The following is a 25,982-nucleotide window of genomic DNA, read 5'->3' on the forward strand; positions in this document are numbered from 1 at the left end:
GTCATCCCTTGGTCGCGCCGAGCGTCAGGCCGGCGACGAAGTGTCGTTGGAGCACGAAGAAGATCACGAGGGTCGGGATCGCGATGATCATCGACCCGGCGGCCACGAGGTTGTTGTCGGTGAAGAACTGGCCGCGCAGGTTGTTGAGCGAGCTGGTCACGGGGTACTTGTCGCCCTGCTGGAGCAGCACCGTGGCCCAGAAGAACTCGTTGTAGATCCAGGTCGTCTGCAGCACGGCGAGCGCGGCCAGGGCCGGGCGGCAGAGCGGCAGGGTGATCTGGAAGAACTGCCGCGACACGCTCGCCCCGTCGATGACCGCCGACTCGTAGAGCTCCTTGGGGAGCGCCTTCATGTAGTTGCTCAGCACGAAGGCGCAGAAGCCCGTCTGGAAGGCGACGTTGACGAGGATCAGCCCCTGGAAGCTGTTGAGCAGCGTGCCCGACTCGCTGAACCAGAAGGGCACCTCGATCGCGCGGAACATCCGGTAGACCGGGATGAGCAGCGCCTGCGGGGGGAGCAGGTTCGCGGCCATGAAGAAGCCGAGGAGCGCCAGGTTGAGCTTCCAGGAGAAGCGGGCGACGACGAAGGCGACGCAGGCCGAGAGGAAGAGCGTCAGCACCACGGCCGGGACCGTGATGATGAAGGAGTTCCAGAAGTGCAGCCCGAAGTCTCCCTGCGCCCAGGCGTTGGTGTAGTTGTCGAGGGTGAAGCCGCCCCACGACATGTAGCCGTTCTGCGCCGTGAACGCGTAGTCGCGGAAGGAGTTGACGAGCGCGAGGAGCAACGGGAAGAGCCAGATCAGCGAGATGACCGTGAGGATCAGCGGCATGAGCCAGCGACGGCCCGACCGGGCGCCGCCCTCGCGTGGCTTGAGCAGCGCCTGCTCCCGCTCCTGCACCGGGTTGGAGGTGAGGGACATGTCAGTCCTCCTTCATGGCGATGCGCAGGTAGATGAAGACGAGCACGCTCGAGATGAGCAGCATGATCGTCGCGAGCGCCGACCCGAAGCCGATGCGACTCGCCTCCCCCACGACGTTCTGGGTGACGAGGGTCGAGATGAGCTCGAGCCCGTTGCGGCCCTTGTTGATCACCCAGACGAGGTCGAAGGCGCGCAGCGACTCGATGAAGGTGACGACGAGGACGATGATGTTGATCGGCCGCATGACGGGGAAGACGACACGGAAGAAGGTGGTCGTCTCACTGGCCCCGTCGATCTTGGCTGCCTCACGCAGCGACGGGTCGACGCCCTTGAGGCCGGCCAGGTAGAGCAGCATGATGTAGCCGGCGTGTCGCCAGGACGCCGCGACGAGCGCTGCCCACAGGTTGACGTCGGGGTCGCCGTACCAGTCCGTCGTGCCACCCGTGATCGCGTTGAGCAGACCCTGGTCACGCGAGTAGATGAGCTGCCAGATGAAGCCGATGAGGGCGAGTGACAGCACCACCGGCAGGTAGATGCTCGTCTGGTAGAACCGGGTCCCCGCGACCCCCCGGTCGACGAGGACAGCGAAGAGCATCCCGAGCGGGGTCGCGATGAAGAACATCACGCCCAGCCAGATGAGGTTGTGCTGGATCGCCGGCCAGAACGGCGGGTAGATCGTCGCGATGTCCCGGTAGTTCTGCAGCCCCACCGTCTCGATGCCGGAGAGCGGCCCGATCCCGTCCCAGTTGGTGAACGAGAGCAGGACCGAGCCGATCGCCGGGAGCCAGACGAGCCACAGGACCAGGAGGGTCGGCACGATCACCATCAGGGAGACGACGATCTTGTCGCGTCCCGTGAGCTGGTCGATGCCTCTGTACGTGCGCTTGCTCGCCATGGCGGCATGCCTCCTGGTCAGGAACCGAAGATGCTCTTCTTCTGGGCCTGGATGCTGTTGCAGAGGCCGTCGATGTCAGCAGGGTTCTTGATGAAGTCCTGGATGGCGGGGATCATCACGGTCGAGGCGAAGTCGGGACGCGTGTCGCGGTCCATGAACTGGGTGATCGACTTGGCGGACTTGACGAACTCGGCCGACTTCTTCTGCAGCGCCGTGTAGCCGCTCGTGTCGGCCTTGTCGTTCGTCGCGATGACGCTCGGGTCGGCCGCAAGGGCGAGCAGCTGGGCCTCGGGCTGCGAGATGTACTGGAGCAGCTTCTTGGCGGCGGCCTCGTTCTTGGGCCGGGCGCTCATCATGTAGCCGTCGATCGGCGCCTCGACGGCGTCCGTGCCGATGGTCGAGTCGATCTCGGGGAAGCCGAAGAAGTCGAGGTCGTCCTGCTCGGCGCCCTTCTCGAACTGCTGGGCGAGGAAGGAGCCGAGGACGTACATGCCCGACTTCTTCTGCTGCAGCGACTGGGCGGCCTCCTGCCACGTGCGGCCGAGCGAGTCCGCCTGGTGCAGCGGGAGGATGCCGGCCCAGGTGTCGAAGACCTTCTTGACCTTGGGGTTGGTCCAGTCCTCCTTGCCGGCCATCAGGCTGACGTGGAAGTCGTAGCCGTTGACGCGCAGGTTGATCTGGTCGAAGGTGCCCATGGCGGGCCAGCCGTCCTTGTCGCCGAAGGCGATCGGGGCGAGGCCGTCCTTCTGCATCTGGGCGCCGAGGGTCTTGAGGTCGTCGAGGGTCTTGGGGACCTCGTAGCCCTTCTCCTGGAAGACGCTCTTGCGGTAGAAGACCGCCCACGGGTAGTTCGTGATCGGCACGAAGTACTGCTTGCCGTCGGCGCCGGTCGACGCCTTCTTCATCGCCTCGCCCATGCCGTCGATGTCGGCCCAGACGTCGGAGATGTCGCCCGCGAGGCCCTTCTCCGCGAAGAACTGCATGCGGTAGCCCGCGAACCACGTGAAGACGTCGTCGGGCGAGCCCTGCAGGTAGTTGTTGATGTTCTCCTGGAAGGAGTTGTGGTCGACGGTGTTGATCTTGACCGTGGTGCCGGGGTTCGCCTTGGCGAAGGCGTCCATGTAGGACTGGACGGCGGCCTTCGGCACGGCGTCGGACTGGTTGGAGCCGACGGTCACGGTGCCGGAGACGGCTCCCGTCGGCACGCCCGTGCTCGTTTCGCTGCCGCTGCCGCAGGAGGCGAGGGTGCCGGCGCCGAGGAGGGCACCGACGCCGAGCGCGCCGCGGAGCAGGGTCCGACGGTCGACGCCGCGGACGGAGGGGGGAACCATGCGGGCCAGGTAGTCGGCCTCGCTCGAGGGGCGGGTCATTGCTGTCTCCTTTGACGCTGTGCCGGGATGTTGCCGGGGTGACAGTTTCGAACATCCATCACCACAAACCTTCAACAACAAACAGAGAATGACGGTGCCAGGTGGCCGTGTCAAGCGATTCGCGAAGACTCGCAGACGTCCGCGACCGAACCGAGACCTGCGATGCCGGAGGACCGCGAATTTACACCGTTGTAAACGGGATTCGGCTCGTGCACGCACGGATCGGGCGTGTCCGCCAGCCCGGTTGCAGCCAGGACCTCCTCGGCCGGACGGTCGCCTGGCCGGGGGTGCACGACCGCCAATAGCCGAGAACGCTCGTGAACCGGACCCACCCGGAATGTTTGAAAATGTTGACATCGCCGCACTGGAGGCGACACCCTGTGTGCCATGCGTTCATGGCCGACGAAGACCCTCGCACTCGGTGGCGACTACAACCCCGAGCAGTGGCCCCGCCCTGTCTGGGACGAGGACATCGCCCTGATGCAGCGGGCCAACATCTCGTTCGTCAGCCTCGGCATCTTCTCGTGGAGCTGGCTCGAGCCCGCCAAGGGCGAGTACGACTTCGAGTGGCTCGACACGATCATGGACAAGCTGCACGCCGGCGGCATCGCCGTCGACCTCGCGACGGCGACGGCCACCCCGCCGCCGTGGCTCTCGGCGGCCCACCCCGAGATCCTGCCCGTCGACGTCGACGGGCACACGCTCTCGCCGGGCAGCCGGCAGACGTGGTGCCCCACCTCCCCCGTCTTCCGCGAGTACGCCCTGGCGCTGACGCGGCAGATGGCGACCCGCTACCACGACCACCCCGGCCTCGCGATGTGGCACGTCTCCAACGAGTACGCCTGCCACAACCTGCCCTGCTACTGCGACGAGTGCGCGCGCCACTTCCGCGCGTGGCTGCGTCGGCGCTACGACGCGCTCGAGGCGCTCAACGACGCGTGGGGCACGGCCTTCTGGAGCCAGCGCTACACCGACTGGGAGCAGATCCTGCCCCCGCGCCGCTCGACGACGTTCAACAACCCGACGCACGTGCTCGACTACAAGCGCTTCAGCTCCGACGCGCTGCTGGAGCACATGCGCGGTGAGCGCGCCGTGCTCGACGAGCTCTCGCCGGGCGTGCCCGTCACGACGAACTTCATGACCCTCGAGCACTTCCGCCACCTCGACTACACCCAGTGGACCCCGACGGTCGACGTCGTCAGCACCGACCACTACATCGTCGACGCCCTCCAGCACCCCCGCGCCGAGCTCGCCTTCAGCGGTGACCTCACCCGTGGCCTTGCCGGCGGCGCCCCGTGGATGCTCATGGAGCACTCGACGAGCGCGGTCAACTGGCAGCCGACCAACCACGCCAAGGCGCCCGGCCAGACGATCCGCGACGCGCTCGCCCACGTGGCCCGGGGCGCCGACACCATCGCGTGGTTCCAGTGGCGCCAGTCGCGCGCCGGCTCCGAGAAGTTCCACAGCGCCGTCGTGCCGCACGCCGGCGCCGACAGCGCCCGCTTCCGCGAGGTCGAGGAGCTCGGGCGCATCGCCGGCCGGCTCGGCGAGCTCGTCGGCAGCCGGGTGGAGTCGCGCGTCGCGATCCTGCACGACTACCAGGCGATCTGGGCGGCCGAGGGGCCCTGCATGCCGTCCTCCGAGCTCGACGCCCTCGAGGCAGCGCACGCGATCCACCGCCAGCTGCACGATCGCGGCGTCACCGCCGACGTCGTGCACCCGAGCGCCGACCTCACGGGCTACGCCCTCGTCGTCGTGCCCCAGCTCTACCTCGTCACCGACGAGCACGCCGCGACCGTCGCCGCCGCGGCCGAGGCCGGCTCCCAGGTCGTCGTCACCTACTTCTCCGGCATCAGCGACGAGCACGACCACGTGCGCCTCGGCGGCTACCCGGGCGCCTTCCGCGACCTGCTCGGCGTGCGGGTCGAGGAGTTCTTCCCGCTCGGCCCCGACGACACCGTGCAGCTGGCCGACGGCACCGGCACGTGGTGGAGCGAGGACGTCACCGTCCTCCCCGGCACCGAGGTCGTGTCGACGTATGCCGTCGGGCCCCTCGCCGGTCGTCCCGCGGTCACGCGCCGCGACGTCGGCGGCGGTGCCGCCTGGTATCTCAGCACCCTCCCCGACGACGAGCGTCTCGGTGCCCTGCTCGACGGCGTGCTGTCGGCCGCGGGCGTGGAGCCCACGGTCACGGGTCTGCCGCGCGGGGTCGAGGCGACCCGGCGCCGTGACGACTCGGGCTCGTGGCTCTTCCTGCTCAACCACACCGACGCCGAGCAGACGGTGCGTGCCACGGGCCACGACCTCGTCGCCGACGGAGCCATCGACGGCGCGGTGCGACTCGCTCCCGGTGGCGCCGCCGTGATCCGGGAGGAGTGACGATGCTTGCCAGCCAACGCCGCTCGGTCATCCTCGACCTCGTCGAGGAGGCCGGCGCCGTCAAGGTGTCCGAGCTCGTCGAGCGTCTCGGGGTCTCCGACATGACGATCCGGCGCGACATCGAGCGGCTCTCGAGCGACGGCCTGCTCGAGCGCGTCCACGGTGGCGCCCTCGCCCTCGGCGGCGCGCACAGCAGCGAGGAGCCGGGCTTCTCGGCCAAGTCGCTGCTCCAGCTCGGCCAGAAGCAGTCGATCGCCCAGGCCGCCGCCACGCGGGTGGCCCCCGGCAGCGCGATCGGCATCTCAGCCGGCACGACGACCTTCGAGCTCGCCCGGGCGGTCAAGGACGTGCCGCAGCTGACGGTCGTCACCAACTCCGTGCCGGTCGCCCAGCTGCTCCACGAGTCGGGGGCCCCTGGCCAGACCGTCGTGCTCACGGGCGGTGTGCGCACGCCCTCAGACGCCCTCGTCGGCCCCGTCGCCGTCGCCGCCCTGCGCTCGTTGCACGTCGACCTGCTCTTCCTCGGCGCCCATGGTGTCGACGCCACGACGGGGCTGACGACGCCCAACCTCGTGGAGTCCGAGACCAACCGGGCGCTCGTCGCCTCGGCCCGCCACGTGTGCGTGCTCGCGGACTCCTCGAAGTGGGGCACGATCGGCCTCAGCACCTTCGCCGCCCTCTCCGAGATCGACCTGTTCGTCACCGACAACGGCCTGCCCGAGCGGGCCCGAGCCGCGCTCTCCGACGCCGTGGGCTCGCTCGAGATCGTGGAGGCCTGATGCACAACCGGATCACCAGACGTGAGCTCGCCGACGGCCGCGAGATCATCTACGTCGACGAGCCCGGCGCCCCCGAGCGCCATGCCGTCGACCCGCGCCCCGTCGAGGAGCGCGTCCATGCCGGCGAGATCCGGTGGGATGCCCTCGTCGCGGACTGGGTCGCGGTCGCCTCGCACCGGCAGAACCGCACCTTCATGCCGCCCAAGGACGAGTGCCCGCTCTGCCCGGCCGGGCTCGGGTCGATGCCGTCCGAGATCCCGGAGCGCGACTACCAGGTCGTCGTCTTCGAGAACCGCTTCCCGTCCTACTCGATCGGTGCAGAGGGAGCCGACGCCCCTGATCCTGCAGGCGTCTTCGGCACCCGCCCCGCAGCGGGCCGGTGCGAGGTCGTGTGCTTCACCAGCGACCACGAGGCGTCGTTCAAGGACCTGCCCGTCGAGCGCGTGCGCACCGTCATCGACACGTGGGCCAATCGCACCCGCGAGCTCGGCGCCCGGCCGGAGGTGGAGCAGGTCTTCTGCTTCGAGAACCGCGGCAAGGAGATCGGCGTCACCCTCCCCCACCCGCACGGTCAGATCTACGCCTACCCCTACCTGCCCGCCCGCTCGGCGCAGCTGCTCGACGCGGCGCGGCGCCACCACGAGCGCACCGGGCGGCTGCTGGGGGCCGACATCCTCGCCGCCGAGCGCGCCGACGGCTCGAGGGTCGTCCTCTCGGGGACGCACTGGACGGCATACGTCCCCTTTGCGGCCCGCTGGCCGGTCGAGGTGCACCTCGCCCCGCACCGCGACGTGCCTGACCTCGACGCCCTCGACGACGCGGAGCGCGACGAGCTCGCCGCCGTCTACCGCGACCTGCTGGGGCGCCTCGACCGCTACCACGTCGACGAGCACGGCGCACCGGTGCGGCTGCCCTACATCTCCGCGTGGCAGCAGGCTCCGGCCAAGACCGGTCGTGACGTGTCGCGGCTGCACCTGCAGCTCGTCTCGGTGCTGCGTGGACCCGGCAAGCTGAAGTTCCTCGCCGGCTCGGAGTCCGGCGTCGGCGGCTGGGTCAACGACGTGGCTCCCGAGCGCGCGGCCGCCCGCCTGCGCGAGGTGGCCCCGTGAGCGAGCGCAGCGGGGCCGAGGTCGTCGCAGCGGTGACCGCCGCCTTCGAGAGGACCTTCGGGGCGGCACCCGACGGCGTGTGGTCGGCGCCGGGCCGGGTCAACCTCATCGGTGAGCACACCGACTACAACGGCGGACTCTGCCTGCCGATCGCTTTGCCGCAGAGGACGTTTGCCGCGGTCTCGCGCCGTGACGACGACCTGGTGCGCATGGTCTCGGCGCAGCAGGAGGGCACGTCCGAGGTCGAGATCGACGACATCTCGCCCGACCGCCCGGGAGGTTGGGCTGCCTACGTCGCCGGCGTGCTGTGGGCCCTGCGGCGCGACGGGCTCGAGGTCGGGGGCCTCGACGTCGTCGTGGACTCCACCGTGCCCTTCGGCGCCGGGCTCTCGAGCTCGGCAGCGCTCGAGTGCGCGGTGGCGGCCGCCGTCAGCGACCTCCACGGCCTCGGCCTGCTCGACTCCGCCGAGGGCCGGGCCCGGTTCGCCGCCCTGTGCGTCGAGGCCGAGAACGTCATCGCCGGCGCACCGACCGGAGGAATGGACCAGTCGGCGTCGCTGCTCTGCGACGAGGCCGCGGCCCTGCTGCTCGACTGCCGGTCCGGCGACACGGAGCAGGTGCCCTTCGACCTCGCCGGTGCCGGGCACGCGCTGCTCGTCACTGACACCCGGGCCGAGCACGCACTCGTCGACGGGCAGTATGCCGCTCGGCGCGACGCGTGCGAGCAGGCAGCCCGGGTCCTCGGGGTCGAGACGCTGCGAGAGATCGCCCCCGCCGACCTGGACGGGACGCTGGGCCGTCTCGACTCCGAGGAGCAGCGGCAGCGGGTGCGTCACGTCGTCACCGAGATCGAGCGCGTCACCCTCACGGTCGGTGCCCTACGAGCCGGAGACCTCGCCGAGGTCGGGCGGCTCTTCGATGCCTCGCACGCCTCGCTGCGCGACGACTACGAGGTGTCGTGCGACGAGCTCGACGTCGCGACCGCGACCGCGCGTGCCCACGGCGCGCTCGGCGCCAGGATGACCGGCGGCGGCTTCGGCGGATCGTGCATCGCGATCGTGCCCGCCGGCCGGGTCGAAGAGGTGGCGGGGGCGGTCGCGGCGGCCTTCGAGGAGCACGGCTACACGCCGCCGGTCTCCTTCGCCGTCGTCGCGAGCGCCCCCGCGCACCGCGACGCCTGACGCGACGCCTGACGCGACGTCGAGGCCCGCAGACGCGTAGGTGAGTGGGCACTCGACTCTCCCTGGTCGAGTGCCCACTTTCTGACGCCCCCCAATCCGTCGAGTGCCCACATCCCCACGCCCTGCTGGCTAGGGTGCGACGCATGACCTCGGCGACGTCGCCTGCCCCGAGCCCTGTCCCGAGTTCTGCCCTGCCCGCTGCGGTTCGGCGCGGCTACGGGCTCGGGTCGGTGGCGACCGGCGCCTTCGGCACGGTGCCCGGCCTGCTGCTGCTGCCCTACCTCACCGACCGCATCGGAGTCAGCGCAGCCCTCGCGTGCGTCATCGTCTTTGCGCCCAAGGCCTGGGACGTCGTGCTCAACCCCGTCGCCGGGCGCATCAGCGACCGCTCGCAGCACCCTGACGGCAAGCGTCGGCCCTTCCTGATCCGTGCGGGCCTGCTCCTCGCCGCCTGCTTCGCCCTGCTTTTCCTCGGCCCGACCTCACCGCCCTGGGCGGGCGCCGCCTGGGTGGCCGTGGCCTACCTCGCCTGCGCGACGGCGTACAGCTTCTTCCAGGTGCCCTACGTCGCGATGCCCGCCGAGATCACCGACGACTACGACGAGCGCACCCGGCTCATGACGTGGCGCGTCGCGATCCTCGCGCTCGCCATCCTCGTCAGCGGCGGCCTCTCGCCGGTGATCCGTGAGGCGTTCGGGCCCGTATGGGGCTACCGCGCGGTGGGCTTCTTCGTCGCGGCACTCATCGCCCTCGGCGCGTGGGGCGCCTGGCACGGCACGAAGCGGGCGCGCGTGGTGGCGGGCGCCGTGACGAGCACGTCCTTCGGCGACCAGCTGCGCCTCATCCGCTCGGACCGGCCGTTCCGGCTGCTTCTCACGACGTTCGTCCTGCAGGCGCTCGCCACGGGCGCGATGCTCGCCGGCGTCGACTACGTCGCACGGTGGGTGCTGGGTGCGCCGAGCGCGGCCAGCCTGCTCTTCGTCTGCTTCGTCGCGCCCGCGCTCGTCGTCACCCCGCTCTGGCAGCGCTACGGCACGGCCCGCGACAAGAAGCGCGGCTACCTCCTCGCGTCATTCCTCCTCGGGGGCGGGGCCCTCGCCCTGGTCCTGTCGCGCTCGATGCCCGCCGGCGTGGTCTACCTCTGCGTTGCCGTCGTCGGGGTCGGCTACGCGGGCGCGCAGATGTTCCCGATGGCGATGCTCCCCGACGTGGCGAGCCGCACCGGCGACGCGCAGTCGCGCGTGGGTCTCTACACCGGCGTGTGGACCGCCGGGGAGACGCTGGGCCTCGCTCTCGGGCCCGCCGTGTATGCCGTCGTGCTCGCTCTCGGGGGCTACGTGTCGTCCACCGGGACGGTTGCCGTCCAACCCGATTCGGCGGTCACCGCGATCGCCCTCGGTTTCTCGCTCGTCCCGGCTGCGCTCGTCGCGATCTCCCTCCTCGCCCTCCGCGGCTACCGCCTCGAGGGGTCGCGATGACCCCACCCCCACCCCGAATCGAGGCGATCCCGGCACCCACGTGCCTCTCACGATCACCTCGACCGACGTCGAAAGGTCGACCATGGGCACGGACCTGAGCCTCTCCCCCGACGAGATCCGGGGCGCTCTGGAGGCGATGCGCGCCCGTGACCTGCCAACTCATGGTGGTCGCACCCTCGCCTACGTCTACGACTCGGGTCTCGCCGAGGCCGATGCGATCGGCCGCGAGGCGCTCGCCTCGTTCTCCTCGACGAACGGCCTCGACCCGACGGCCTTCCCCTCGCTGCTCGCCATGGAGAACGACCTCGTCGGCATCGCCGGCCGACTCGTCGATGCCCCAGACGGATTCGCCGGCGTCGTCACCTCGGGTGGCACGGAGTCGATCCTGCTCGCGGTGCTCGCCGCCCGTGACGGGCGGCCCGAGATCACCGCACCGCGGATGGTCCTGCCGACGACGGCGCACGCGGCCTTCCACAAGGCCGCCCACTGGCTCGGGGTCGAGCCGGTCTTCGTCGACGTCGACCCGGTCACCAAGCGGGCCGACCCCGAGGCGATGGCTGCCGCGAATGACGAGCGCACCGTGCTCGTCGTCGCATCCGCACCGTCCTATGCCCATGGCGTCATCGACCCGGTCGGGCCGATCGCCGCCGCGGCCGCGGCTGCCGGGGTGCGATGCCACGTCGACGCGTGCATCGGCGGGTGGGTGCTCCCGCACCTGCGCACCGCCGAGCCGGACCAGCTGCCCTGGACCTTCGCAGTCGAGGGCGTCACGAGCCTGTCGCTCGACCTGCACAAGTACGCCTACACGCCCAAGGGTGTCTCGATCCTGCTGCACGCCTCGGCCGCCCTGCGTCGTCCGCACCTCTTCGCCTCCGCGCGCTGGCCCGGCTACACGATGCTCAACACGACAGCGCAGTCGACGAAGTCCGGCGGCCCGCTCGCCGCCGCCTGGGCCGTCGTCCACCACATCGGGGCTGACCGCTACACGTCGCTCGCCCGCACGGCACGCGAAGCCACGCTCGCCCTCGCAACCGCGGTCAGCGGCATACCAGGTCTTTCGCTTGCGGCGCAGCCGGATTCGACACTGCTCTCTCTGATCACCGACGCGACGTGTGACGTCTTCACGATCAGTGACGAGATGCTGGCGCGGGGGTGGTACGTCCAGCCGCAGATGCGCTTCGGAGACCTCCCCGCGACGTTGCACCTGACCTTCAGCGCTGCGACGGCGACGGCCTCCGACCAGATCGCTCGTGATCTCGCCGATGCGACCGCTGCCGCCCGAGCCGCCGGGCCGGCACAGGTCCCGGCCGAGCTCGTGTCCGCCGCAGCGTCGCTCGACCCGGCCACCCTCGACGACGCAGCGCTGGACGGGCTGCTCGCCCTCGCGGGGCTCAGCGGGGGCGCGGGTGGCGCAGGCATCACCCTCCCCGAGCGGATGGCACCCCTCAACGCCCTCCTCGACGCGCTGCCGTCCGCGCTGCGCGAGGCCCTGCTCCTCGGGGTCATCGACCGCCTCGCGCGACCGTCGTCGCCGTGACGTGGCCACGCCAGGGGCCGACATCACCCACCGACGTGAGGTTGCCGTCAGCGTCACCGTGACACCACCACTCGCGGGCGGCGCTGCCTACGCTGAGAGGCATGAGGCCGGGATTTCTGCGCCGCTGGATCGTCGTCGTGACCGTCGGCGAAGCGCTGGGCTTCGCTGTGCCAGCAGTCGTCGGCGCCACCCTGTACGACGAGTCCGCCGCGATCCTCGTCCCGGCGCTGCTCGCGGCAGGCGCCGTCGAGGGCGGGCTTCTCGGCGGTGCGCAGTGGCTCGCCCTGAGGGCCGAGCTACCCGCACTGGCCCCCGCGACGTGGGTCGGGCTCACTGCGGCGGGAGCCGTCACCGCCTACGCGATCGGAGTGCTGCCCAGCACCTTCTGGGAGACGTGGTCGGGCTGGGCTCCCGCCCTCCAGGTGCCCCTGTTCGTTGTGCTGGGCCTCGCACTGCTCGCCTCGATCGGGGCCGCGCAGTGGCTCGAGCTGCGTCACCACGTCCCTCAGGCCGGCCGGTGGATCCTGGGCACTGCCCTCGCGTGGACGCTGGCGCTCGGCGTGTTCGTCGCGATCAGCACGCCGTTGTGGCAGGAGGGTCAGGAGCTCTGGCTCCGCATCGCCATCGGCCTGCTGGCCGGTCTCGCGATGGCAGTCACGATGGCGGCCGTGACCGGTCGAGCGATGATCGGCCTGCTGCACCGCTGAAGCGGGACCGCCCGGAGACCCACGGCCACAGGGTCTTCCGTCGATGTCGGACGCATGCCGAAGGGCGGCCACCCCACGGGGTGGCCGCCCTTCGTCGACGCGAGAGGCGGGTCAGGCGGGGAGGATGAGTCCCTTGGTGGCCTGGGCGCGCTCGAGGCGAGCGGCGACGTCCTGCCAGTTGACGACGTTCCACCAGGCCTTGACGTAGTCGGCCTTGACGTTCTCGTACTGCAAGTAGAAGGCGTGCTCCCACATGTCGAGCTGGAGCAGCGGGATCTGGCCCACGGGGATGTTGCCCTGCTGGTCGAAGAGCTGCATGATGTGCGGCCGCTGCGCGATGGTGTCCCACGCGAGGATCGACCAGCCGGAGCCCTGGATGGCGTTGGCGTTGGCGTTGAAGTGCGCCTGGAACTTCTCGAAACCGCCGAAGTACTCGGTGATCGCCGAGGCGACCTCACCCTCGGGCTGGCCACCGCCGTCGGGGCTCATGTTCTTCCAGAAGACGGAGTGGTTGGTGTGACCGCCGAGGTGGAAGGCGAGGTTCTTCTCCACCCCGTTGAGTGCGGCGTAGTCGCCCGACTCGCGCAGCTCCTCCAGCTTGGTGACGGCCGCGTTGGCGCCGTCGACGTAGGCCTTGTGGTGCTTGCTGTGGTGCAGCTCCATGATGCGAGCGCTGATGTGGGGCTCGAGGGCCGCGTAGTCGTAGTCGAGCTCGGGAAGCGTGTAAGCCACTTGAAGTTCCTTTCGTGGAGACCTTTAGGCTCCGACCACTCTATGCCGGGGCGGGAGGCCTCCGGCAAGGGTGGGGGCGGGGTGTCCTGACGGACCTGACGCAGATGTTTCCTACCCTCGCGCCAACACGGGCGAACCCCGAGGTATGCCGGTCGGCTCACTCCGTGACACCGGTGACGTCACCGGTGACTCCGGGTGGGTGCCGCGGCGCCGCGGGTGGCTTCACCCGAGGGGGCGGTGGCCGCAGGCGGTCGGCGATGGCGTCGCTGTAGCGGGCGAGCAGCGGCCCGGCCACGGCGAGGACGAGCACGTAGGCCGTCGCGATCGGCTTGATCTGCGCGCTGCCGGCCGCTGCGGCGAGTCCGGCGATGACGATGGAGAACTCGCCGCGCGCGATGAGGGCGGTGCCGGCGCGCAGTCGTCCCTTGAAGAGCACCCCGTCACGGGCCGCGGCATACCAGCCGGTGCCCACCTTGGTCAGGGCCGTGACGACGGCGAGCAGGAGCGCGACGGGCAGCACCGGCCAGATCGCGGCGGGCGCGGTCGTCAGCCCGAAGCCGACGAAGAAGACGGCGGCGAAGAAGTCACGCAGCGGACCGAGCAGGGTCCGAGCCCGGTCACCGGCCTCCGTCGGCACCGCGATGCCGACGAGGAAGGCGCCGACGGCGGCGCTCGCACCGAGGCCCTGGGTCACCCCGGCCGCGAGCAGGGTGAGCCCGAGGAGGAGGAAGAGGGCCTGCTCGTCGTTGTCGGTCCGGAGCACCCGGGCGATGCGGTGCCCGGCCCGCTTGGCGGCCTGGATCGCCAGCGTCACGGCGCCCACGGCGAGGGCGACTCCGCCGAGGGCCTGCAGCGGGCCGCCGCCCGAGAGCAGGACGAGCAGCAGGGGCAGGAAGAGCGCCATCGCGATGTCCTCGAGCACGAGGACGGACAGGACTGCGGGCGTCTCACGGTTGGCGAGTCGCCCGAAGTCGTCGAGCAGTCGGGCGATGAGACCCGAGGAGGAGATCCAGGTGACGCCACCCAGCGCGACGGCGGCGACGACGGGGAGCTGCAGCAGCAGACCTGCGACGAGACCCGGGGTGAAGTTGAGGGCGAAGTCGACGATGCCCGAGCGCCGGTGACGCTTCAGGCTGTCGACGAGCTCGGTCGCGGTGAACTCCAGCCCGAGGAGCAGGAGCAGCAGCAGCACGCCGATCTCCGCGCCGACCTCGATGAAGGCAGCCGCCTCGTCGATGGGCACGAGCCCGCCCCGTCCGAAGAACAGACCGGCCAGGAGGAAGAACGGGATCGCCGACATCCCGAGTCGCCGGGCGAGCCAGCTGAGCAGGGCCAGCCCGCTGAAGATCAGGCCGAGCTCGAAGAGCAGGAGCGCCAGGTGGTCCATCCTGGCGTCGATCAGGAGACCGGGCCGAGGGCCTGGACCTGGGGCGTCCAGCCCTCCTCGAGCAGCGCGGCGAGCTGCTCGAGCCCGCTCGTCCCCCCGATGACGACGAGCACGTCGCCGGCCCGCAGCGGGTGCTCGGGCCCGGGCGCGGGCGACACGTCGTCGCCGCGCACGACGGCGACGATGGAGCAGCTCGTGCGCGTGCGCGCCTTCGTGTCACCGAGCCGCCGACCGTCGTAGGGGCTGCCCGGGGAGATCGACAGCCGAGCCGACTCCAGCCCCGGCACCTCCCGGGAGAGGTCGGCGAAGCGCTGGGTGACGCGTGCGGCGCCGAGCAGGTCGGCGATGGCGAGGGCCTCGTCGGCCTGCAGCTCGAGCTGCTCGGTGGCCTCGTCGGGGTCGTCGAGACCGTAGGCGCACAGCTGCACGTCCCCGTCGCGCCGCACGACGACGACGAGGTTGCGACCCTCTCGGGTGACGAGCTCGTAGCGGATGCCGACGCCGGGCAGCAGGGTCTCGACGATCTCCATGGCGCGATTGTCGCACCGAGTCAGACGGCGCCGAGCAGGTCGCGCACGTCGTCGGCCGTGATGGCGCCGGACAGCGAACCGCCGTCGTCGACGACCCGCTGGAAGAGGTCGCGCTTGCGCTCCTGCAGGGCGACGACCTTCTCCTCGATGGTGCCGGCCGAGACGAGCCGATAGACGGTGACCGGACGGCTCTGGCCGATGCGGTGCGCCCGGTCGATGGCCTGCGCCTCGGCCGCAGGGTTCCACCACGGGTCGAGCACGAAGACGTAGTCGGCCTCGGTGAGGGTCAGCCCGAAGCCCCCGGCCTTGAGGCTGATCAGGAAGGCCACGGCGTCACCCTGACGGAAGTCGTCGACGACCGCCTGGCGGTCGGTCGTGGAGCCGTCGAGGTATGCCGTGTGGAGCCCCGCGTGCGCGAGTGCGGCCTCGACTCCGCGCAGGAAGCCCGTGAACTGGCTGAAGACGAGCGCGCGGTGGCCCTCGGCGGCGAGCTCGCGCAGCTGGTCGACGAGGAAGTCGACCTTGGCCGGGGTGGCCTTGCCGGCGTGCGCCGGGTCGACGAGGGCCGGGTCGAGGGCGAGCTGACGCAGCCGGGTGAGGGCCGCGAGGATGGCGACGCGGTTGGACTCGGGGTCGGCGAGCAGGCCGAGCACTCGCTGACGCTCGCGCTGCAGGTGCCGGTCGTAGATGTGCCGGTGCACCGGGTGGGGCTCGAGCGGCAGCACCTGGATCTGCTTCGGCGGCAGGTCGAGCGCCACCTGCTCCTTGGTGCGCCGCAGCATGAGCGGTCGGATGCGCCGACGCAGGAGGTCGAGCAGCTCGGGCCGCTCGCCCGACTCGATCGGCTTGCGGTAGCTCTTCGTGAAGACGTCAGGGCGGGGGTAGAGGCCGGGCGCGGTGAGCGAGAGCAGCGACCAGAGGTCCATCAGCGAGTTCTCGAGGGGCGTGCCCGTGACCGCCACCGTGAAGGGAGCCCCGAGCCGGCGCACCGCGAGGTGGGTCTTGGCCTGCCGGTTCTTGACGAACTGCGCCTCGTCGAGGACGACCCCGGCCCAGCGGACGGAGTGGAAGGCCGCGTCGTCGAGGCGGAGGACGGCATACGAGGTGATGACGACCTCGGCACCCGCGATCACGGTCGCGAGGGGCACGCCGCGCTTGCGCTCCGTCGCGGTCACGGCGACCACGGGCAGGTGTGGCGCGAAGGTGGCGAGCTCACCCAACCATGTGCCGACGACGCTCGTCGGAGCGATGACGAGGACCGGCCCGGCGTCGCCGCCGACCTCGCCGCGGTCGTGCGCTCGCGCCAGGGTGGCGATGACCTGCATCGTCTTGCCCAGGCCCATGTCGTCGGCGAGGATGCCGCCGATGCGGGCGTCCCAGAGGCGGGCGAGCCAGCGGAAGCCGTCGAGCTGGTATGGCCGCAGGGTGGCCCGCAGGTCGGGTGGCACCTCGGCGAGGGGACCGTCGTCGAGCGAGCCGAGCGCCGCGACGTTGGCGGCCCACCGCGCACTCTGCTCGTCGACGACGCCGAGGGCGACGAGCTCGTCCCACAGGTCGGCGTGGTGGGCCGAGAGCCGCAGGCCGCCGGACTCGGGATCGGCCAGCTCGCGGGCCTCGTCGATGAGGGCACGGAGCCGGTGCAGCTCGGGGCGGTCAAGGCGGAACCACGAGCCGGAGTCGAGGAACATCACCTCCTCGCCGCGGGCCAGGGCCCCGAAGAGCGGCTCGAAGGGCACGTCCTCGCCCTCGACCTCGATCGTCACGCGCAGGTCGAACCAGTCCCCCGGCTCGGCAGCCCTCCGCGGGGGCGACCCCGCTGCAGGCACCACTGCCGCGGGCACGGAGTCCGTGGTGCCGAGGCGCACGATGGGGGCAGAGGTGACCTCTTCGTAGTCGGGCAGCTCTCCGTCGACCTCGACGGTGATGTGTGGATCGGCGTCGAGGAGCGGCAGCACCTCGGGCACGAAGGTCGCCGCGGCGAGCCCGCGCAGCACGATGCGCGGCGAGAGCGCATAGGGCCCGTCGCGGTCTCCGCGGGTGGCGCCGGGCACCTCGGCGAGCGCGGTCGCTGCTCGCAGGGCCTCGAGCTCGGCGTCACGATCGCGGCCCCCGAGCACGCCGCCGAAACGCTGCGTCGTGAAGGGACGGGGCGTGCCGTCATAGGCGTAGCCGAGGTCGAGCCGCACCTCACCGGGCATGTCGCTGCCGACCTTCACGTGCACCGTGACCCGCTGGGGCTGCCAGCCCTCCTCGCCGAGGCTGTCACCTGCCCCGTCGACACCAGACCCGGCACCCGACTGGGCCGCCGGTCCGGCGTCACCCGCGTCTCCGGCGTCGGGTGCGGGGAGCGGCACCTGCGAGCGCACCCGCACCCGCTGTCGCAGCCCGGGCACCGCCCCGCCGAGGAAGCGGGCCCGCTCAGCGGCCGGCACCCGCATGCCGGTGACCGCCTGGGCGAGGGCCTCGGGCCCCAGCTCGAGATCCTGGTCGAGGGGGACGAGCGTCAGACTCCCGTCCTCGGTGGAGACGGCGATGCCGTGCACGGGGTCACCGAGGTGCAGCACCTCCCCGCCCGAGTCGGGCAGGCCCTCGACGGCGACCCGCAGCACGAGGTCGCCCGACCCGTCGTCGGCGCGCATCACCCCGAGCGTCAGGGTGGCCGGCTCGGGGGCGACGTGCACGGGGCCGACGACACCCTCACCCGGCATGACCTCCACGCCGGCCTCGATCGCCTCGACGAGGAGGGGCCAGATGTCGGGGCTCGCATCGAGCGAGATCGGCGGCACGGCACTGAAGTAGGTCAGGCTTCCGGACCCGTGACGCGTGGCGTCGTGGATGCGGGAGAGGATGCGCTCGTGCTCGGGCAGCAGCCGGATGCCGGCGCGCCACTGCGGCAGCGCGTCGTGCCACGAGAGGGTGCGGTGCCACGCGCCCGCGCGGGTCCACCGGGTCGGCCGCAGGCCGTAGCCGGGCTCGGGCAGGGCGCCGCGCGGCCTCGCCAGCCGCGAGCCGCTCGAGCCGCGTCCACCACGGGGCTCGCGATAGATCGTGTCGACGAAGAGGCCCGCCGGCATGAGGTCTCCGCGGGGCTCCGGTCGCGCGCGGGTCGTGGGTGAGGCGGTTGCCGTGCGCGGGCGGACGTGGCCGAGCAGCTCGGCCCAGTGGACCTCGCCGCCGGCCGTCGCCGTGCTCGCCGGCGCACCGACCGGCGACCTCGCGCCGTCCTCGCCCTCCGGTGGGGCCTCGTCGCGCCCCTCGGAGCCGGGCCGCTGCGGGAGGATGCCGTGGGCGACGTCTCGGGCCACGAGCAGGAGCGCGACGGTGTGCTTGCAGTCGGTGCCCACCGGGCAGCTGCACCGGCCGCTCCACAGGTGGGCCCGGCCCTTGGGGTGCGGCCGGGCCTCGATGATCGTCTGGTAGGTCTCGGAGCCGCTGCCCTCGATGGTGCCGAGGAGCATCAGCCCGTCGGGGCGGGTGGCGATCGAGCGCACCCGGGCCTCGGCGGCATACGCGACGCCTCGGTCGAAGGTGCGCGTGCCCACCTGCTGCGCGATCTCGGGGTCGCTGAGGGCTGCCACCCACGTCGCCCGCCCCACGCTCCACGCCATGCCCCGACTCTAGGTGTCGAAGGTGACACCGCCAGGGCCCATCCCCAGCCCCGCGGGTGCGGCACGATGGATGCATGTCCGACGTCGCGACGACCCGCTCGCGGGCCGATGCCGCCCGAGCCCTCACCCTCGACGACTTCCCGGTGCGCCGGCCGGTGACGACCCGGTGGTCCGACAACGACATGTACGGCCACCTCAACAACGCCGTCTACTACGAGCTGTTCGACTCGGCCATCAACGGCTGGCAGGCCGAGCACGCGACGATCGACCCGATGACCGACCTCACCCAGGGCGTCGTGGCCGAGTCCGGGTGCTCGTTCTTCGCCGAGGTCGGCTTCCCGTCGAGCCTCGTGGTGGGGCTTCGGGTCGCCCGCCTCGGGCAGAGCAGCGTCACCTACGAGCTCGGACTCTTCGTCGATCCCGCCGGCGCGGCTCCCGACGATGCCGGCATCAAGGCGCTGGGCCACTGGGTGCACGTCGAGATCGATGCCGCCACACGTCGGCCGACGCCCATCCCCGACCACCTGCGCACCCTCCTCGAGTCGGCCCTCACGGAGCGGTCGTGAGCAGCGCGACCGCGGCGGAGTCGTGGGAGCAGTGGGCCTCGCGCGTCGCCGCCGAGCTCGCAGACCTCGCCGACGGCGAGTGGCTGACCGTGACCACAGCCCCAGCCGCGGCTCCCGGGCAGCAGGGCAGCCCGCACGGCTCCGCCCCGTATGCCGCGGAGCCGGCTGATCGCGCACGCCGCTGGTCGCTCCGGCGGGGTTCGCCGTCGACGTCGGGCGCGCACGACGCCATGGCTGACGTGTTCCTCCAGGCTCGTCGCCTCGATGGTGTGCTCGCTCTGGAGTGCATCAGCGACACGGAGTTCGAAGGTCTGAGCGACCTGAGCGTCGAGCAGGAGCAGGCCCTGCTCGCCCTCGGCTGGGGGCAGGACGGGCGCGAGCCGGCCTTCCACCGCACCTATGCGCACGCGTCACCGGCCGTCGAGGGCGTCGAGGGCGTCGAGGGCGTCGAGGGCGTCGAGGGCACCGACGTGACCGGCGACCCCGGGGCCGCGACGGAGGCCGCTCGCCTCATGCGCGACAGCCTCGAGAAGGTCCTGGGGGCGCCCTCTCCGGAGAGCGTCGTGCTGCGTCGCTCTGCCGCCCGGGAGCACTGAACGGTCCCGGCCGTGATCGTCCCGGCCTCCTATCCTTGGTGGATGACCGGGTCCCCTGACTCCACCGTCGGCCGTGACGAGCTGCGCGACCTGAACCGTGAGCGGGCAGAGCGGCTCAAGGAACGCGTCTACATCACCTTCACGGCGCTCGCCGTGGTGCTCGCCCTGCAGTCCCACGCGGAGTCGGCGGCTCGGGCACTGGCGACGCTGCTCATCGTCGTGCTGGGCACGCTGCTGGCGGTCTTCGTCGCGGACGTCGTCTCGCACCTCGCGGTCCACGCGGCCCTGCCCACCGGCCCGGAGCTGCGGCACATGGTCCGGGTGAGCTTCGGCTCGCTCGGAGCCCTCGGCCTGCCGTTCGTCTTCCTCGGCCTCGCGATCACCGAGACGATGGCTCTCGAGACCGCGCTCTGGGCGTCCGCCGCCGCCCTCGTCGCCTCGCTCGTCGTCATCGGCTACCTCGCCGTGCGTCGGGTGGCACTGACGTGGCCGCAGCGGCTCATCGTGCTGCTCGCCGAGTTCCTGCTCGGGTGCGCCGTCATCGCGCTCGAGCTGCTTGCGCACGGCTGAGTCGTCGCCGCTCGCCGGTGACGGGCGGCGAGGCCCCGGTCAGGCGCCCACACGCCTGGCTGCCGCGCGCTTCATGACCGCCGTGTAGGCCGGACGGGCGAAGCGCTTGGCACGCCACGCGAGGTGTCCCTCGCGGTCGGTGAGGATGACCTCGCGCCTGGCGTCGATCCCCCGCAGCACGGTCTGCGCCACCTGGTCGGCACTGCGCCGCGACCGGCTCACCATCCGCTTACCCGCCTCCTCCATCTCGGTGTCAGCTCCCTGGAAGGACGCGCCGAGGTTGGTCCGGAAGAAGGAGGGGCACACGACCGAGACGTCGATCCCGTGCGGTGCCAGCTCGTGCGACAGGGTCTCGCTGAGCGCGACGACGCCGGCCTTGACCGTGTTGTAGGCAGACATCCCCGGGGCGTGCACGAGCCCGGCGAGCGAGGCGGTGTTGACGATGTGCCCGCTCCCCTGCGCCTTGAGCAACGGGGTGAAGGTGCGGCACCCCCGCACGACGCCGAGCAGGTTGATGTCGACGATCCAGTGCCACTCCTGCATCGTGGCGACGTCGATGCGCCCGCCGGCAGCGACGCCCGCGTTGTTGACGAGCACGTCGAGCCCACCCCACGTGTCGCGCACGTGGGCCAGCGCAGCCGCCCACGCTTCGTCGCTGCGCACGTCGAGCGTCAGGTATGCCGCCCCCGTCGGCAGCGCGTCGGGCCGCTCCTCCTGCAGGTCGGTCGCCAGCACGTCGTCGCCCCGGGCGACCATGACCCGCACGAGAGCCAGCCCGAGACCGGAGGCGGCGCCGGTGACGAGCACCCGGCGGGGGGAGGTGGACACGGGGCGCGAGCGGGACGGCATACGCCCCAACCTAGGCCGACCGGATCGTGAGCGTGACCTTGCCCCGGGCCCGACGCTCGTCGATCTCGGCGAGCGCGCCCGCCACGTCGTCGAGCGGGTGGCGCGAGCCGATCAGGGGGTCGAGCAGCCCCCGCTCGAGGAGCGGCAGCAGCGCCTCCCACTGGGACCTCAGGTAGTCGGGCCGGTGCTGCCAGAACGCACCCCACCCGACCCCGACGACGCTGAGGTTGCCGAGCAGCAGGCGGTTGACCTTGACCTCGGGGATCTGGCCGGCCGTGAAGCCGATGACGAGCAGCCGGCCCTCGGGCGCGAGGCTGCGCAGACTGTCGGTGAAGCGGTCGCCCCCGACGGGGTCGACGACCACGTCGACGCCACGGCCATCGGTGAGCTCCTTTGCGGCAGCGAGGAATCCCTCGGCCATGACGACGTGGTGCGCACCGGCCGCGCGGGCCGTCTCGATCTTGTCGGCCGACGACACGACTGCGATGACGCGGGCGTCCATGGCTCGCGCGACCTGGATCGCCGCGGTGCCGACGCCACCGGCCGCACCGTGCACCAGCACGACCTCGCCGCGCTCGAGCCGCGCCCGGCGGTCGAGGGCGAACTGCACGGTGAGGTAGTTCATCGGCAGTGCCGCACCTGCCTCGAACGACACGGCGTCGGGCAGCGGGAAGACCATCGCCTCAGGCACGCTCACCGTCTCCGCGAAGGCGCCGAGCACCGGGAAGGCCGCCACCCGGTCGCCCGGGCGGAAGTCGCTGCCGGGAGCAGCCTCACGCACGACTCCCGCACACTCCGAGCCGGGCACGAAGGGCAGCTCGGGCCGCATCTGGTAGAGGCCCTTCGTCATGAGCACGTCGGGGAAGTTGACCCCTGCCTCGTGCACGTCGACGAGGACGTGGCCCGGCGCCAGGGCCGGCTCGGCCACGTCGGTCTCGACGACGACAGAGCGGGGCCCGTCGAGGGTGGTGACTCGGGCTGCGCGCATGGTGCTCCTTCAGGCGGTGGGGGTCGCGGACTGCTGGACCTGGACGGTGAAGCGGGCTCGCTGGAGGTCGGCGTCACGTGAGCTGCGCCCGACGAGCAGCTCGAACTCACCGGGCTCGACCACACGTCGGCCCGCGGCGTCGACGAGGGTGCACGCCGAGACCGGCACCTCCACGCTCGCGGTGACGGTCTCGCCCGGCGGCACCGTCACCCGACGAAACGCCTTGAGCTCCTTGGTCGCCCACGTGACGCTCGTGACGACGTCGGTGACATACGCCTGCACGAGCTCGTATGCCGTCCGGTGGCCCGTGTTGGTCAGCGCGACCTGCGCGGTGACGACGTCGTCCAGCGTCACGTCGCTCGCATCCAACCTGAGGTCCGACCAGTTGACGGTCGTGTAGGTCAGGCCCTCGCCGAAGACGAACTGGGGGTCCTGGGTGAGGTCGGCGTAGCGGTGACCGTGCTGGCCGCGCACCTGGTTGTAGTAGGTCGGCTGCTGGCCCACGTGCCGTGGCACCGAGACGGGCAGCCGCCCGAAGGGCTCGATCTGACCGAGGACAAGCTCGGCGACGGCCCGGCCTCCCCGCATGCCGGGGCTGAAGGCCTCGATGACGGCGGCGGCACGCAGGGCACTGGGCGGCAGGACGCACGGCTTGGAGTGGAGCAGCACGACCACGACGGGGGTGTCGGTGTCGACGAGGGCGTCGAGCAGCGCGATCTGGCCGCCCTGCAGCTCGAGCGTGGCGGTCGAGCAGCCTTCTCCTGTCAGGGCGATCGTGTCGCCGAGCACGACGACGGCGAGGTCGGCCCGCTGCGCCGCCGCGACGGCCTCGGCGAGCTGCTGGGGATCGACCGCGGCTGCCTGCGACACCGGGGGCCGGGGCTGCCCGTCGGGGAAGAGCGGGCCGTCGGGGTCCGGCACGAGCACCTCGATCTCGGCGCCGCGCGCGTGCGTGACGGTCCAGTCGGCGGGAGCGACGACCCGGAAGCCGTCGAGCACCGTCTCCACCGTGTCGCGCGGGTGGCCGTCGGGCATCCAGTCGACCTGCCCCGAGGCCCCGGCCCAGTCGCCGAGGTTGGCCTGCGGGTCGTCCGCGTTGGGACCGATCACGGCGATGGTAACCGCCGAGCGCGTCTGGCCTCCAGCAAGATTCGCAAGGTCGGAGGCGTCTGCCCCAGCAGCGTCGAGGGGCGCGGCGCCGAGAGGCGGGACGCCGAAGGGCAGCGTGCCGTCGTTGGTCAGCAGCACGAGGGAGCGTCGCGCCAGCTCGAGGTTGAGGTCGGCATGCTCACTGCACCCGATGACGGCGGCCTGCCGAGCCGGGTCCGGCGGTCGCGGGTCCTCGAAGAGCCCGAGCTCGAACTTGATGCGCAGCACCCGCCGCGCCGCCGCATCGATGGCCGCCTCGTCGAGCAGCCCTCGTGCGACGGCCTCCTGGGCGGCCTCGAAGAAGGTCGGTGTGGTCATGACGAGGTCGTTGCCGGCGCGCACCGCGACCGTCGCCGCCTCGACGTCGTCGGCGCAGACCTTCTGCTCCCACACCATGCGCCCGACGTTGTCCCAGTCGGTGACGAGGGTGCCGGTGAAGCCCCACTCGCCCTTGAGCACGTCGTCGAGCAGCCACTGGTTCGCGGTCACCGGCACGCCGTCGATCGACTGGTAGCCGAGCATGAACGTGCGGCAGCCCTCACGGACCGCCCGCTCGAAGGGCGGCAGGAACCATGACGTCAGCTTGCGCCGACTCAGGTCGGCCTCGCTGGCATCGCGGCCGCCCTGCGTCTCGGAGTAGCCGGCGAAGTGCTTGGCGCAGGCGAGGATGGCCGTGGGGTCGGTCAGCCCGTCACCCTGGTAGCCGCGGATCATGGCGGCGCCGAGCTCGCCGATGAGGTGGGGGTCCTCCCCGAACGTCTCGCCGACCCGGCCCCAGCGCAGGTCGCGGGTGATGCAGAGCACCGGTGAGAAGGTCCAGTGGATGCCGGTGGCCGACACCTCGACAGCCGTCACACGCGCGGCCCGCTCGACGAGGTCGGCGTCCCACGAGCACGCCATGCCGAGCTGGGTCGGAAAGATCGTCGCCCCCGGCCAGAAGGAGTGGCCGTGGATGCAGTCGTCGGCGGTGAGCAGCGGGATGCCGAGACGGGTCTGCCCGGCGAGGGCGACGGCCGCGACGAGACTCTCGGGAGACGCGTGCAGGATCGAGCCGGCGAGCTTGGTCTGCACGATCTCGCTGAGGTCGCCGCGGGCGTCGAGCTGCAGCATCTGCCCGACCTTCTCGGGCAACGTCATGCGCCCGAGCAGGTCGTCGAGCCGTGCCTCCACGGGCACCGCAGGGTCGCGGTAGGGCGGGCGGGTCGTGTCGTCGTCGTCCACGGCTCGACGCTAGCCCACCTAGGCTGAGGCGGTGACCGAGCCCACCGGCAAGCAGACCGGCAAGCACACCGGCCGTGGGACCGGCCGTTCGCACGGTGAGCGTGCGGTGCGTGCGGCTCACGCCGAGCGTGAGGTCCAGCCCCTCACCCGCCTGCCCGACGGCACGGTCAAGCAGGTCAACCCGGTCACCGGCACCAAGGTGTGGACGCTCCCGGGCCGGGGTGCCCGACCCCTCGGGCTGACGCGGCCCGCGCCCCTCCCCCTCGACCCGGCGGAGCACGACCGGCACTGCGCCTTCTGCGCCGGACGGCTGCTCGAGACGACCCCCGAGATCGCCCGCCTCGTCCGCGATGTGCGTGAGGCCGGTGGCTGGCGCGAGATCCGGGGCCTCACGGCCGAGCAGCTGGGCGACACCGTCGCGCAGTTCCGGCTCTTCCCCAACCTCTTCGAGATCCTCACCTACGACTACTGGCACCTCGCCCACGGCTTCGAGCCCACTCCGGAGTCCCAGGGTCACCGGACGGCATACCTCTCGACGCCCGGAGGGCGCGCTCACCTGACGGCCCTCGCCCGCATCAGGATGCGGGCGCGCGACAGCCGGGGCGCCGACGCGGAGCCCTTCGACGAGCGCGACCTCGAGCGGGAGTCGGTGGCGCTCTTCGCGGGCAACCATCAGGTGCTCGTGGCTCGCCGGCACTTCACCGACGGCGCGCTCGACGACTGGCAGAACGCCGGGTCCGGCACCTTGACTCCCGAGGAGCACTGGCACTACACGCGATTCACGATCCAGGCCATGCACGACCTCTACCGCGGCAACCCCCATGCCCGCTACGTATCGGCCTTCCAGAACTGGCTGCGGCCCGCGGGAGCGTCCTTCGACCACCTGCACAAGCAGCTCGTGGCCATCGACGAGCCCGGGGTCGACCTCGAGCGCGAGTCCGAGCGGGTCCGGGCCGAGCCCGACCTCTTCACGCGGTGGGGTCGCCAGTTCGCCGACGAGCAGGGCCTCGTCGTCGCGCGCACGTCGACGGCCGTGGCCTTCGCCGGGGTCGGCCACCAGTACCCCTCCCTCGTCGTGCACACGACGAACACCGAGCGGCGCCCGTGGGAGCTGTCCGACGAGGAGGTGCGTGACTTCTCCGACGTCGTCCACGCCTGCCACGCCGCGATCGGGGTCGACGTGCCGACCAACGAGGAGTGGCACCACGGGCCGCCGCAGCTCGACCTACCGATCCCGCTCCGCGCCGTCATCAAGCTGCGGGTGTCCACCCCCGCCGGCTTCGAGGGCGGCACGAAGATCTACGTCAACACCATCGACCCGTGGGCGGTGCACGAGCGCACCGTGACCCGGCTGCGCGACCTCGCCGACCGCGGCCTCGTGTCCGACCGGATCACGATCGGCTGACGGCGCGGGCCGCGCTGAGCGCTGCTG

The 25,982-nt window shown here is 71.6% G+C and carries 21 protein-coding genes; 11 read left to right on the plus strand and 10 right to left on the minus strand.

Annotated features, from left to right (window positions below):
• Window position 1: 1 nt before the first annotated feature.
• The 3 genes from LG278_RS19350 to LG278_RS19360 are packed head-to-tail and all read right to left on the minus strand — an operon-like array spanning window position 2 to window position 3,184.
• Window positions 2-919, minus strand: coding sequence for a carbohydrate ABC transporter permease (locus LG278_RS19350; RefSeq protein ID WP_404389237.1), 918 nt, complete (start codon window positions 917-919; stop codon window positions 2-4).
• Between the two features lies 1 nt (window position 920).
• Window positions 921-1,814: a carbohydrate ABC transporter permease gene (locus tag LG278_RS19355; RefSeq protein ID WP_404389238.1), complete on the minus strand. Its 894-nt coding sequence runs from the start codon at window positions 1,812-1,814 to the stop codon at window positions 921-923.
• 17 nt (window positions 1,815-1,831) lie between these two features.
• Window positions 1,832-3,184, minus strand: a complete 1,353-nt coding sequence (locus LG278_RS19360; protein ID WP_404389239.1) for an ABC transporter substrate-binding protein — start codon at window positions 3,182-3,184, stop codon at window positions 1,832-1,834.
• Between the two features lie 387 nt (window positions 3,185-3,571).
• Between LG278_RS19360 and LG278_RS19365 the strand changes: the two genes are divergently transcribed.
• The 7 genes from LG278_RS19365 to LG278_RS19395 all read left to right on the plus strand — a co-directional run bounded on the left by LG278_RS19365 (window position 3,572) and on the right by LG278_RS19395 (window position 12,354).
• Window positions 3,572-5,563: a beta-galactosidase gene (locus tag LG278_RS19365; RefSeq protein WP_404389240.1), complete on the plus strand. Its 1,992-nt coding sequence runs from the start codon at window positions 3,572-3,574 to the stop codon at window positions 5,561-5,563.
• 2 nt (window positions 5,564-5,565) lie between these two features.
• A complete protein-coding gene (locus LG278_RS19370; protein ID WP_404389241.1) occupies window positions 5,566-6,342 on the plus strand; it encodes a DeoR/GlpR family DNA-binding transcription regulator in 777 nt (258 codons plus the stop codon).
• Window positions 6,342-7,451, plus strand: coding sequence for a galactose-1-phosphate uridylyltransferase (gene galT, locus LG278_RS19375; RefSeq protein WP_404389242.1), 1,110 nt, complete (start codon window positions 6,342-6,344; stop codon window positions 7,449-7,451). Before LG278_RS19370 ends, galT begins: the two co-directional genes overlap by 1 nt.
• Window positions 7,448-8,632, plus strand: coding sequence for a galactokinase (gene galK / locus LG278_RS19380; RefSeq protein WP_404389243.1), 1,185 nt, complete (start codon window positions 7,448-7,450; stop codon window positions 8,630-8,632). The genes galT and galK overlap by 4 nt, the downstream gene beginning before the upstream one ends.
• 143 nt (window positions 8,633-8,775) lie before the next feature.
• On the plus strand, window positions 8,776-10,110 hold the full coding sequence (locus tag LG278_RS19385) for an MFS transporter (RefSeq protein WP_404389244.1): 1,335 nt from the start codon (window positions 8,776-8,778) through the stop codon (window positions 10,108-10,110).
• An 82-nt stretch (window positions 10,111-10,192) separates the two neighbouring features.
• Entirely contained in the window at window positions 10,193-11,647 is a 1,455-nt protein-coding gene (locus tag LG278_RS19390) for a pyridoxal phosphate-dependent decarboxylase family protein (RefSeq protein ID WP_404389245.1), read from the plus strand.
• Between the two features lie 101 nt (window positions 11,648-11,748).
• The gene (locus LG278_RS19395; RefSeq protein WP_404389246.1) at window positions 11,749-12,354 is read left to right on the plus strand and encodes a hypothetical protein; all 606 of its coding nucleotides are present in this window, start codon (window positions 11,749-11,751) and stop codon (window positions 12,352-12,354) included.
• A 111-nt stretch (window positions 12,355-12,465) separates the two neighbouring features.
• Here the strand turns inward: LG278_RS19395 and LG278_RS19400 are convergent, their stop codons facing one another.
• From LG278_RS19400 to LG278_RS19415, 4 genes are all read right to left on the minus strand, one after another.
• Entirely contained in the window at window positions 12,466-13,086 is a 621-nt protein-coding gene (locus LG278_RS19400) for a superoxide dismutase (RefSeq protein ID WP_404389247.1), read from the minus strand.
• Between the two features lie 157 nt (window positions 13,087-13,243).
• Entirely contained in the window at window positions 13,244-14,473 is a 1,230-nt protein-coding gene (locus LG278_RS19405) for a cation:proton antiporter (RefSeq protein ID WP_404389248.1), read from the minus strand.
• 11 nt (window positions 14,474-14,484) lie between these two features.
• Window positions 14,485-15,003, minus strand: a complete 519-nt coding sequence (locus LG278_RS19410; protein WP_404389249.1) for a cation:proton antiporter regulatory subunit — start codon at window positions 15,001-15,003, stop codon at window positions 14,485-14,487.
• 20 nt (window positions 15,004-15,023) lie between these two features.
• The gene (locus LG278_RS19415) at window positions 15,024-18,611 is read right to left on the minus strand and encodes an SNF2-related protein (protein ID WP_404389250.1); all 3,588 of its coding nucleotides are present in this window, start codon (window positions 18,609-18,611) and stop codon (window positions 15,024-15,026) included.
• A gap of 74 nt (window positions 18,612-18,685) precedes the next feature.
• Between LG278_RS19415 and LG278_RS19420 the strand changes: the two genes are divergently transcribed.
• Genes LG278_RS19420 through LG278_RS19430 form a run of 3 tightly spaced genes read left to right on the plus strand, consistent with a single transcriptional unit; the run spans window position 18,686 to window position 20,343 of the window.
• Complete coding sequence (locus tag LG278_RS19420) at window positions 18,686-19,177, plus strand: acyl-CoA thioesterase (protein WP_404389251.1); 492 nt, start codon at window positions 18,686-18,688, stop codon at window positions 19,175-19,177.
• Window positions 19,174-19,773: a hypothetical protein gene (locus tag LG278_RS19425; RefSeq protein ID WP_404389252.1), complete on the plus strand. Its 600-nt coding sequence runs from the start codon at window positions 19,174-19,176 to the stop codon at window positions 19,771-19,773. Before LG278_RS19420 ends, LG278_RS19425 begins: the two co-directional genes overlap by 4 nt.
• A 42-nt stretch (window positions 19,774-19,815) precedes the next feature.
• On the plus strand, window positions 19,816-20,343 hold the full coding sequence (locus LG278_RS19430) for a hypothetical protein (protein ID WP_404389253.1): 528 nt from the start codon (window positions 19,816-19,818) through the stop codon (window positions 20,341-20,343).
• 39 nt (window positions 20,344-20,382) lie between these two features.
• Here the strand turns inward: LG278_RS19430 and LG278_RS19435 are convergent, their stop codons facing one another.
• Genes LG278_RS19435 through LG278_RS19445 form a run of 3 tightly spaced genes read right to left on the minus strand, consistent with a single transcriptional unit; the run spans window position 20,383 to window position 24,550 of the window.
• Entirely contained in the window at window positions 20,383-21,192 is an 810-nt protein-coding gene (locus tag LG278_RS19435) for an SDR family NAD(P)-dependent oxidoreductase (RefSeq protein WP_404389254.1), read from the minus strand.
• 10 nt (window positions 21,193-21,202) lie between these two features.
• On the minus strand, window positions 21,203-22,180 hold the full coding sequence (locus LG278_RS19440; RefSeq protein WP_404389255.1) for an NADPH:quinone oxidoreductase family protein: 978 nt from the start codon (window positions 22,178-22,180) through the stop codon (window positions 21,203-21,205).
• A gap of 9 nt (window positions 22,181-22,189) precedes the next feature.
• Entirely contained in the window at window positions 22,190-24,550 is a 2,361-nt protein-coding gene (locus tag LG278_RS19445) for a glycoside hydrolase family 3 N-terminal domain-containing protein (RefSeq protein WP_404389256.1), read from the minus strand.
• Between the two features lie 31 nt (window positions 24,551-24,581).
• On the opposite strand from LG278_RS19445, the gene LG278_RS19450 reads away from it, so the two are divergent.
• Entirely contained in the window at window positions 24,582-25,955 is a 1,374-nt protein-coding gene (locus LG278_RS19450) for a DUF4921 family protein (protein WP_404389257.1), read from the plus strand.
• Window positions 25,956-25,982 lie beyond the last annotated feature (27 nt).

Origin of the sequence: Humibacillus xanthopallidus (genome assembly GCF_044793955.1) — a bacterium.
Taxonomy (GTDB): domain Bacteria; phylum Actinomycetota; class Actinomycetes; order Actinomycetales; family Dermatophilaceae; genus Humibacillus; species Humibacillus xanthopallidus_C.